This is a genomic window from Wolbachia endosymbiont of Drosophila bicornuta (genome assembly GCF_028982105.1).
In the GTDB taxonomy this organism is placed as follows: domain Bacteria; phylum Pseudomonadota; class Alphaproteobacteria; order Rickettsiales; family Anaplasmataceae; genus Wolbachia; species Wolbachia pipientis.
Genome location: NZ_JAPQLF010000052.1, coordinates 1 through 9,166 on the forward strand (window position 1 = coordinate 1; position 9,166 = coordinate 9,166).

The 9,166-nt window shown below is 36.9% G+C and carries 10 protein-coding genes and 1 tRNA gene; 6 read left to right on the plus strand and 5 right to left on the minus strand.

Annotated elements, in window-relative coordinates; translation table 11 throughout:
- Positions 1–380 precede the first annotated feature (380 nt).
- The 5 genes from OZD68_RS00970 (at position 381) to gatC (ending at position 4,115) form a co-directional block, all read left to right on the plus strand.
- Positions 381–503: a hypothetical protein gene (locus OZD68_RS00970; RefSeq protein ID WP_275008770.1), complete on the plus strand. Its 123-nt coding sequence runs from the start codon at positions 381–383 to the stop codon at positions 501–503.
- Positions 504–546: 43 nt separating this feature from the next.
- Complete coding sequence (gene ltrA, locus OZD68_RS00975; RefSeq protein ID WP_182309282.1) at positions 547–1,797, plus strand: group II intron reverse transcriptase/maturase; 1,251 nt, start codon at positions 547–549, stop codon at positions 1,795–1,797.
- Positions 1,798–1,846: 49 nt separating this feature from the next.
- On the plus strand, positions 1,847–2,542 hold the full coding sequence (locus OZD68_RS00980) for an ankyrin repeat domain-containing protein (protein WP_275008773.1): 696 nt from the start codon (positions 1,847–1,849) through the stop codon (positions 2,540–2,542).
- Between the two features lie 303 nt (positions 2,543–2,845).
- Positions 2,846–3,772 (plus strand): ribose-phosphate diphosphokinase, encoded by a 927-nt coding sequence (locus OZD68_RS00985; protein ID WP_182309371.1) that lies wholly within the window; start codon positions 2,846–2,848, stop codon positions 3,770–3,772.
- Positions 3,762–4,115 carry an Asp-tRNA(Asn)/Glu-tRNA(Gln) amidotransferase subunit GatC gene (gene gatC / locus OZD68_RS00990; protein ID WP_182309370.1) on the plus strand — a complete coding sequence of 118 codons (354 nt, stop codon included), beginning with the start codon at positions 3,762–3,764 and terminating at the stop codon, positions 4,113–4,115. The genes OZD68_RS00985 and gatC overlap by 11 nt, the downstream gene beginning before the upstream one ends.
- Before the next feature lie 40 nt (positions 4,116–4,155).
- Here gatC and OZD68_RS00995 read toward each other — a convergent pair whose 3' ends face one another.
- The 5 genes from OZD68_RS00995 to OZD68_RS01015 all read right to left on the minus strand — a co-directional run bounded on the left by OZD68_RS00995 (position 4,156) and on the right by OZD68_RS01015 (position 8,842).
- A complete protein-coding gene (locus tag OZD68_RS00995; protein ID WP_006279726.1) occupies positions 4,156–5,418 on the minus strand; it encodes a Tol-Pal system protein TolB in 1,263 nt (420 codons plus the stop codon).
- Positions 5,419–5,423: 5 nt separating this feature from the next.
- Positions 5,424–7,058, minus strand: coding sequence for a ribonuclease J (locus OZD68_RS01000; protein WP_182309369.1), 1,635 nt, complete (start codon positions 7,056–7,058; stop codon positions 5,424–5,426).
- Positions 7,059–7,266: 208 nt separating this feature from the next.
- Positions 7,267–8,385: a molecular chaperone DnaJ gene (dnaJ, locus tag OZD68_RS01005; protein ID WP_174515787.1), complete on the minus strand. Its 1,119-nt coding sequence runs from the start codon at positions 8,383–8,385 to the stop codon at positions 7,267–7,269.
- Positions 8,386–8,467: 82 nt separating this feature from the next.
- A tRNA-Arg gene (locus OZD68_RS01010) sits at positions 8,468–8,545 on the minus strand.
- A 63-nt stretch (positions 8,546–8,608) separates the two neighbouring features.
- A complete protein-coding gene (locus OZD68_RS01015; RefSeq protein WP_259365984.1) occupies positions 8,609–8,842 on the minus strand; it encodes a hypothetical protein in 234 nt (77 codons plus the stop codon).
- A 92-nt stretch (positions 8,843–8,934) separates the two neighbouring features.
- On the opposite strand from OZD68_RS01015, the gene OZD68_RS01020 reads away from it, so the two are divergent.
- Positions 8,935–9,090: a hypothetical protein gene (locus OZD68_RS01020; RefSeq protein WP_182309368.1), complete on the plus strand. Its 156-nt coding sequence runs from the start codon at positions 8,935–8,937 to the stop codon at positions 9,088–9,090.
- The last annotated feature ends 76 nt before the right edge of the window (positions 9,091–9,166 follow it).

The window sequence follows — 9,166 nt, forward strand, 5'->3', positions numbered from 1 at the left end:
GGTGTGCCGTAGAGACACAAAGAATGTTCAAGTAAGAGCAAACTAAGTGCAAAAGCTGCACAGTAGATGAGGGTAGGTCCCTCGGAACCGGTTTACAAGAGCAGGCTTCAAACAACCATAAGCTGCTTTGGTAAAGAGCCAAGGTAGTGAGCGTTATGGAAAAGGCGCAATTATGCGTCATGTATGAAATAGAGAGATGAACGTAAGTGAACCACTGATGAAGTGTCGAAACCAGTTGTATGACGTCAAAACCAGGGGGTCGTTTGTAACCTGGGATAAGGCTATCGGGAGCTTGTTTACTGGATAGCTGGCGTCCGGCATAAAGGTGGCATGAATCTATTTCAGGCTATTGTGAAGAACTACGGGAACCTGTCGTTTCGATGATAAGGAAGAAATCCAAGGAGCTGATCTCCAAGGATGAGAGTACTGATGCGGAAAACAGGGGCGGATCAGCTCGTAGTAGTAAAGAAGTTTCTGTAATGGAAATGGAGCGAAGGGGCTGAGTTATTCAGTTTTAATTATTTGTCAAACGAAAGGGAGGAGTAAATGAATAAAACAAAGTCTTCTGATATACCGAAGCAACTTATTTGGAGAGCTTATAAACAAGTATCGAAAAATAAAGGTGCTGCTGGTGTGGATGAGGTTTCGATAACAAAGTTTGAAGAAAATCTAAAAGACAATCTGTACAAACTATGGAATCGGATGTCATCGGGAAGTTATTTTCCAGAGCCGGTAAAAGCTGTTGCGATACCAAAAGATACAGGAGGGCAAAGAATTTTATGTGTTCCTTCAGTATTTGACAGGATAGGGCAAACGGCTGCTGCTATGTATCTAGAGCCGCTGGTAGAACCAAAATTTCATGAGGATTCATATGGTTATAGACCAAATAAGTCTGCACTGGATGCGGTAGATACAGCTCGTAAAAGATGCTGGAGGTACGATTGGACGATAGATCTTGATATATCTGGATTTTTCGACAATTTGGACCACGGCTTGGCATTGCAAGCTATCAAAAAGCACACAGACTGCAAATGGGTCATACTGTATGTTGAAAGATGGATGAAAGCTCCAATTCAGCAAGCAGATGGCAACAAGGTAGTAAGGGATAAGGGAGTTCCGCAAGGGGGTTCAGTTAGCCCGATCATTTCAAATATATTTATGCATCATGCATTTGATATGTGGATGAAACGAAACTACACAACAGTACCATTTGAAAGATATGTGGACGATGTGATAGTGCACTGCAAAACTAAGGAACAGGCGGACTTTATGCGAGCAGCAATCAAAGAAAGATTGGCACAATGTAAGCTAAAATTACATCCTGAGAAGACGCAAATAGTGTACTGTAAGGATGATAACAGGAGAGGTGGGTTTCCAATACAAAGTTTTGACTTCCTGGGCTATACATTTAGACCTAGGTTAGCGAAGAACAACAAAGTAGGAACCTATTTTGTCTCGTTTCTACCTGCGATTAGTAACAAGGCCAAGAAAAAGATCTGTCAAGTCATAAGGTCATGGAAAATACGCAGACAAACATCAACAACTTTAGAGGAAATATCGAGGAAAGTAAATCCAATAGTCAGAGGCTGGTTTCAGTACTATGGCAGGTTTTACAGGCAAGAAATATACAAACCTCTGAAGAACATAGAGCGGCAACTGGAAAAGTGGGTCAAAAGAAAGTATAGGAAGCTTCGAACTCGAGGAAAACTAGCAAGCCAACTTCTAGGAAGAGTAAGAAAGGAAAATCCAGATACTTTCTACCACTGGACGTTAGGGTTAGGTCAGAAGACTGAATAATGGAAGCTGTATAAATCGAGAGGTTTACGTACAGTCTTGTGAGGGACTGGTGGGGAAGTTCCGCCGGTCTACTCTCCTTAATGCAAAAACTCAAAATCATGGTAAAGATGATCTAACACCAATGCACTTTGCAGTTTTTGCAAATACGCCAGAATTTATAGAATTACTAGCTAGCAATGGTGCATTGATTAATGAAAGAGAAAGCACCGAAGGGTATACTCCTCTTCACTTTGCTGCTTTATATGGGAACAAAAATATAATACAAGCCTTAATTGATAAGGGACAAGATATTGAAGATGTGGACAATAATGGGCGAACAGCTCTGTTTTTAGCTGCTAGGCAGTGCACTGAAGCAGAAGATGATAGCAGAATAGAAATTATCAAGTATTTGATAGACAAGCTCAAAGCAGATGTAACAAAGAAAGACAATAATAACAATGCAGTACTCTTTCCTGCCGCTAATAATTGCCCTGGAAAAGTGGTAGAATTCATCATTGAGCAATATATAAAAATCTTTGAGTTAGAGAATTTTATCAACCACAAAAATAATGATGGAATGGATGCTTTGGATATTGCGCTGAATAGTGGAAACGAGAAAGCTATTGAAGTATTAAGATCATATGGAGCAGATATCAAGAATAAGGTAGATGGTAGCATTCAAAAAATTACTGCAGAAAAACCAAGTAGTACCCTAGACAGAGCAGAAAGTGCAGAGGTAGCGCCTCCAATTAAGCAAAGAGTATAAAACTTTTTATAAAGCGATTATAAATTTCAGTAAGTTGCAGAGGCTCTACAATGGGAAGTGTAGTATGTTAGCAGATACAAATGACTAGATAAATTATATTTCATTAAAGTCATTTATCTTGAAACATAAGCAGGATTTTGTATAGTTGTTTCAATTTGGGTCTGTATATTGAAACAACGCGTGAAAATGACAGGTCATTGTACAAGAGGTACCTAATTCACCGACAAGAATGCTAGATAAAGACACTTACATTTCAATTATTTTACAATTTCTGTATAATCTTAAAAACTCAATTAGTGCGTTATGAAGATAGTAATAGGTAATGCTAGTAAGGAATTAGGGGAATCAGTAGTTAACCGGCTAGATGTTCAACCATCCTCTGCTTGGATATCAAAGTTTACCGATGGCGAGGTAAATGTAGAAGTAGCAAATGATCTATATAATCAAGAAGTATATATAATACAATCTCTTTCTCCCCCTGTGAATGATAACCTTATGGAGCTTCTGCTCATAATTGATGCAGTAAATAGATTAGGAGCCAAAAGGATAGTAGTAATTATTCCTTATTATGGATATAGCAGGCAAGATAGAATTATCAAGAACAATAATGTGCAGTCTGCTTTAAGTGCCAAATTAGTTGCAAATCTTATTCAAACTGCAGGTGCAAGTAGCGTTGCAGTTATTGATTTGCACTCAAGTCAAATTGAAGGATTCTTTGATGTACCGATAACTAATTTGAACTGCTTTGAAGCATTTGTTGACTCTATACACACGGAAAATTTGGCAATTGTTGCACCTGATGTTGGAGCAATTGGTAGAGCACGTGCTTTTGCAAAGACTTTAGAGGAAAAGTACAAGATAGGGTTAAGTGATAAGATTATTGTAGTAGATAAATATAGGGAGAAAGCAGGCACATCTCAAGTAATGAACATAATAGGAGAAGTTGCAAACAAAAATTGTGTCATTGTTGATGATATAGTTGACTCTGGTGGAACATTGTGTAATGCAGCTCTTGCTTTAAAAAGTTACGGAGCAAAGTCCGTAACTTCATGCATCACACACGGTGTGCTTTCAGGAAGTGCAGTTGAGAAAATCTCTTCCTCTTCTTTAGATAAATTAGTGATTACGGATACCATACTTCACAAACTTGAAAAAACTGGTAAAATAGAAGTTGTTTCAGTTGTAAATATTTTAACTCACTTCATCCAAGGAGGTAGAAATGCCAGCTAAGTCAACAGAAGACGTTATTACTTCACTAATAGAATTTGCAAATAAGAGAAAAATAACAATTACCAAGGAAGAAATGCTTAAAATTGCACAGCTTGTAAGGATTAAGTTATCAAATGACGAGATTGATCACTACTCCAAAGAACTGACAATGCTGGATTGGATACATGATACTTTATTGCAAGTTAATACTGAAGGTGTTTCTCCTATGCGTTATGGCAGCATAGACAAGGACATTCATGTACGCGATGATGTTATAAATTCTCAAAATATTAAAGAAGAGATATTGTCCAATACAAAACCTGAGCATGGGTATTTTGTAGTGCCAAAGGTTATAAACTATTAAGGTAAAACAAGCTTATATCAAATCCACAATAGATCTACTTTCAAAAATAAGACCAATCCGGTAAAGAAGCATTTGTAGGAGTGGAAACCATTTTTTGATTTTTCTTTACTAAGTCTACTAAATATAGTTTAGAGTTGCTTGGTGATTCTGTTCTTGTAAAAATGATTTCTCTGCCATTTGGTAGCCATGCCGGGGATTCAATTTTATGCCCCTCTGAAAGCAGACGTTCTTCTTTGCCATCTGGCTTCATAACTCCTATGTAAAATTTTCCTGACTGAATCTTTGTAAAAGCTATCAGATCTCCTTTTGGCGACCAAACAGGCGTAGCATATCTTCCACTCCCAAAACTAATTCTTTTAGGTTTTTTACTTTTGTTAGTAAAATCGATAACGTACAGTTGCTGACTCCCACTTATATCAGAACTAAAAGCCATATACTTTTGATCTGGAGAAAAAGAGGGAGAAGTGCTTATAGCTGAACCTTTAGTAATTTTTTTTGTTCGTTTACTACTTAAATCCAAAGATAATATATTCGTTTCACCACCCAATGAGTGGGAAATTAAAAGAGATTTACCATCGGGAGAAAATCTTGGTGCAGAAACAACTCCTTCAAATGCGCTGATTATTGATTCAGTGTTATCTTTTAAATTTTTTAATATTATATAACTTTTACCATTTGCGTACGAGATATAAACAATACCCTTTCCATTTGGTGAGAATCTCGGTGTTGACACAAATCTATCGCCATTTGTTAAGTATTTTATATTACTTCCATCTTGATTCATCACAGCAATTTTACGCACAGATTTGTAGTTGCTATCTTTTTCTTCAGCGATATACGTGATTTTTGTGTTGAAGTGCCCTTTCTCACCAATTAATCTATCATGTATCACATCCGAAACGAGGTGACCAATTTTTCTCCAGTCTTTTGCTGGAAAAACAACTGACTGAGTAAGTAATTCTCTTTTTGTAAAAGCGTCAAATAAACGAAATGATAGCTCTAATGCACTACCAGATATTTCGCTTAAACTTACTGTGACTACAGTATCGCTTTTCCAAGATTTAGATTCAGCTTCCGCGCCACGTTTTACATTAAATAAGCCACAATTAGATAAATTTGTTCCTATTACCTTTGCAATATTTTCGCTTAATTCGCTTTCCAACGCTGTTTTACATGTACATTTAGATACAACAAGACCAATGTTACCAACACTGCTTTTTTTTATATCAACATATAAAGCAGCTTTTGTAAAATAAGGAATAAATAACGAAATAAATAACACCAGATGAACGAATAGCTTCATTCATTTCATACCTGTTCTATCTGAATCTCAATTATAGGCCTTTTTAGTAAATATTCCTTTAAGATACTCAATATTGAACTTTCAATCTTATTTTTAATTTTTTTTGTTGGCTGCAAACTAAACAACGACTCAACTTTCTTGACAATTTTCTGTATGGTAGCTGCATCTTCTAGCACTTCAAAAACACCAGGTACAAATACTTTCGGTTTAGCAAGCAATTTATTTTTCTTGTTTACAACTGCTGTTACCACAATAACTCCGGCATCTCTCATTCTTTTACGCATTTTTATAACACTGCTCTCCGGATGACGTAGCAACATACCATCAATACCAAAGTAGTCAACATCAATTGAATCAACCTTTTCTCCGTTCTCCAAATTAACAATATCACCTGGTGCAATCATTATTGCTTTTGCCACACCGCACTCTTTAGCAAATTTTACATGTGCATGCGTGTGAATATATTCGCCGTGAACTGGAATAGACATCTTCGGTTTTATTAAAGAATACATTTCCTTTAGCTCTTCTCTTGTTGGATGCCCAGAAGCATGAACATGCTCTGTTTTTTCAGTAATAACTTCTACCCCCATCTCAATAAAGGCATTGAGCATGTTGTGCGCACGAGTTTCATTTCCAGGAATGATTTTTGACGAAAAGATCATGGTATCACCTTGCTGCATTTTAAATGCTTGATGACTCTTAGCAGAAAGTCTTGCGGTAGCTGCCAGTGGCTCACCTTGACAACCTGTGCAAAGTAGCACCAGTTCTTCCCTTGGAAAATTTACTGCTTCCTTTGCTTCAAGAAACTGAGGAGAATCAGTTAAATAACCACTATCTTGCGCAACTTTCACTATTCTCCATAAAGATCTACCAAGTAAAACTACTTTTCTATTTAGTGCTTTTGCAGCTTGGCTCATCGTTTCAATTCGTGCCACATTTGAAGCGAATAGCGAAACAGCAACTAATTTTTTAGACCGCTTTATTATGTTATAAATATTATTATAAATTTCACCTTCTGACTCAGGGTGATGCTTGCTTAATATATTGGTTGAATCGCAAATTGCTGCAAGCAGGTCACCTTTATCGCCAATTTCTTTTAGACGCTCCATATTAGAAGTTAATCCAACAACAGGTTTTGGATCAAATTTCCAGTCTCCGGTATGGAGTGCACTACCCATTTCAGTGCTAATTAATATTGAATTTGCCTCAGGAATTGAATGAGTTACATTTATAAACTCGACGGTAAAAGGACCCAAATTTATGCTGCCATTTATGTCTACCTCTTTCACATGGACTATACCTTCCAATCGAAATTCTTTTAGTTTCTCTTTAAGAAAATTAACCGTAAACTTTGTTGTATATATGGAGCACTGCAACTCTTCCCACAAGTGTGGCACTGCACCGCAGTGGTCCTCATGTGCATGTGTAATTATTATTCCAAGTAAATCTTTTTTTCTTTGAGCAATAAAATCTATATCAGCAATGAGCAGCTCAACACCTGGCATAGTTTCATCTGCAAAACCAACACCAAGGTCGATCATAATCCACTTACCTTGGTAATGATACAGGCTAACATTCATCCCGATTCTTCCTACTCCCCCAAGCGGAAGAAATAAAAACTCATTTTTGTTTATATTCATTAAATTTAAATTATTAAAACCTGAGAATAGCAAAACTTCGACCTTAAATAAAGAAATTTATTGCTTTTACATAGTTTTAAGGAACTAAGAAGTTTCTGTTGGCTAATAATAACACTATTGTTAAGTTTTCCATTAATAAGGTCAAAGAATTGCAGGATTAAATGAAAACCCGTAAACAGTTACCCCTTTATGTCATTTAGCAGATTTCTTATTTTTTTTTTACTTTACTAAAAAACCCTTCAGATTGCTGTTGTACACTTGCATTTTCCTCTTCTTCAAGCGCTTTTAATAGTTCAATTTGCTTTTTAGTTAAATTTTTTGGATTTAAAGTCTCAACTATTACCTGTACGTATAAATCACCACGAGCATGTGAGTTCATATATGGCATACCCTTTTCCCTACAACGCAGTTTGGTACCAGTTTGAGTGCCTTCAGGGACCTTTACTTTTATTTTAGCTCCATCAATTGATTGAATATCGATTTCACCACCAAGCACTGCTAGTGTCATTCTTATAGGCACTTTACAGTGTAAATCTGCTTTATTTCTAGCAAAGATTTTATGGAAAATTATTTTCACGTATACGTATAAATCTCCACTTTTTCCACCTTTTGTTCCAGCTTCTCCTTTACCACTTATCCTTACCTTAGCTCCTTCTTCTATGCCTTTTGGAATTGAAACGGATATATTTACTTCATCTCTTCTACGTCCACTTCCACCACATTTCTTACATTTGTTTTGTATTATTTCTCCTTCCCCATAGCATGTAGTACATGTTCTTTCGATGGTAAAAAAGCCTTGTTGAGTTCTAATCCTACCGCTTCCCTGGCATGTGTGGCACTGAACTGGTTTAATTGCTCCTTCGCCACCTGTGCCTTGGCATGTATCACATTTTACATTTGTCACATAATGTATAGGCGCTTGTATTCCTTTAAATGCATCTTCTAAGGTAATTTCAAGATCATAACGTAGGTCTGCTCCAGATACTCCTGTTGTACTTCTTTTTGCTCTCGATCTACTTGCACCACCACCGAATCCTCCACCAAAGAAGTCATTGAATATGTCGCTAAAATCTCCTGCAGAGCTAAAGCCTTGAAATCCACCAGAAGCACCTTCGTGGCCATAACGGTCATAGCCTGCCCTTTTCTCAGAGTCAGACAGAACTTCATATGCAGCTGTTACTTCTTTAAATTTTTCCTCTGCTTCTTGATTGCCAGGATTTCTATCAGGATGATATTTTAACGCTAATTTTTTATACGCTTTTTTTATCTCATCAATACTGGCATTTCTGCCTACTTCCAGTAGCTCATAGTAGTCTTTTTTGCTCATATATAATAGTTTAGTGCTTAACCTTTAAAGATAGGTATTGCATATATTAATTTCAAGTGTGACTTCTGCTTCCTATAAAATGTGGTGCACCCTGAGCGACTTGAACGCCCGACCTTTTGATCCGTAGTCAAATGCTCTAATCCAACTGAGCTAAGGGTGCTTTCATAAAGTTAACTTTAGCAGATTTTGTGGCTTGATTCAATTAATTTGGCTAAAAATAAAACTATTGATTTCTATCATACGTGAACCCCTCACAATTCTCAAACTGCCGTTTCGCATTAGAATTATCAAATTCACTACAAGGAGGAGCAGTTGGAGTAGTATTAGGATCTTGAGAAAAGTAAGGAGGTGGTGCATCATAACGAGAAGAATCTCCATAACCATGCCCTTGTCTAAGACAGCTATCTACCGCTCCTTTAGCTTTCTCGATATTTTCTGATTCTTCCTCATGCTTCATATGAAAAAGCTAAACCACCAGTAAAACACACAAGAGAATTAACGCCAAGGATAACTATAGCTCTTTTTACAATAATCCGAACAGATCATAATATGCTACTGCTCTACCATAGCCATAAGCACATATCTTATCCTATTCGGACTATTGCGAGAAGTGCTATAAACCCCACACTGGTAAGACTGGGTAAACAGCACAAGCTATCAAAGCTGCCAAAGAAACAGCGCCAACCGCAAATTCTATATTTCTGAACGTTTTAAATTTATAGCCTTTCTTATAATAGTCCGAATGCGATAAGATATGTGTTTATGGCTATAGCAGGCCAGT

Excerpts from the sequence above, each read along its gene's own strand:
- OZD68_RS00970 (WP_275008770.1), top strand. The coding sequence starts at position 381 with ATGATAAGGAAGAAATCCAAGGAGCTGATCTCCAAGGATGAGAGTACT.
- ltrA (WP_182309282.1), top strand. The coding sequence starts at position 547 with ATGAATAAAACAAAGTCTTCTGATATACCGAAGCAACTTATTTGGAGA.
- OZD68_RS00985 (WP_182309371.1), top strand. The coding sequence starts at position 2,846 with ATGAAGATAGTAATAGGTAATGCTAGTAAGGAATTAGGGGAATCAGTA.
- gatC (WP_182309370.1), top strand. The coding sequence starts at position 3,762 with ATGCCAGCTAAGTCAACAGAAGACGTTATTACTTCACTAATAGAATTT.
- OZD68_RS00995 (WP_006279726.1), bottom strand. The coding sequence starts at position 5,418 with ATGAAGCTATTCGTTCATCTGGTGTTATTTATTTCGTTATTTATTCCT.
- OZD68_RS01000 (WP_182309369.1), bottom strand. The coding sequence starts at position 7,058 with ATGAATATAAACAAAAATGAGTTTTTATTTCTTCCGCTTGGGGGAGTA.
- dnaJ (WP_174515787.1), bottom strand. The coding sequence starts at position 8,385 with ATGAGCAAAAAAGACTACTATGAGCTACTGGAAGTAGGCAGAAATGCC.
- OZD68_RS01015 (WP_259365984.1), bottom strand. The coding sequence starts at position 8,842 with ATGAAGCATGAGGAAGAATCAGAAAATATCGAGAAAGCTAAAGGAGCG.
- OZD68_RS01020 (WP_182309368.1), top strand. The coding sequence starts at position 8,935 with ATGCTACTGCTCTACCATAGCCATAAGCACATATCTTATCCTATTCGG.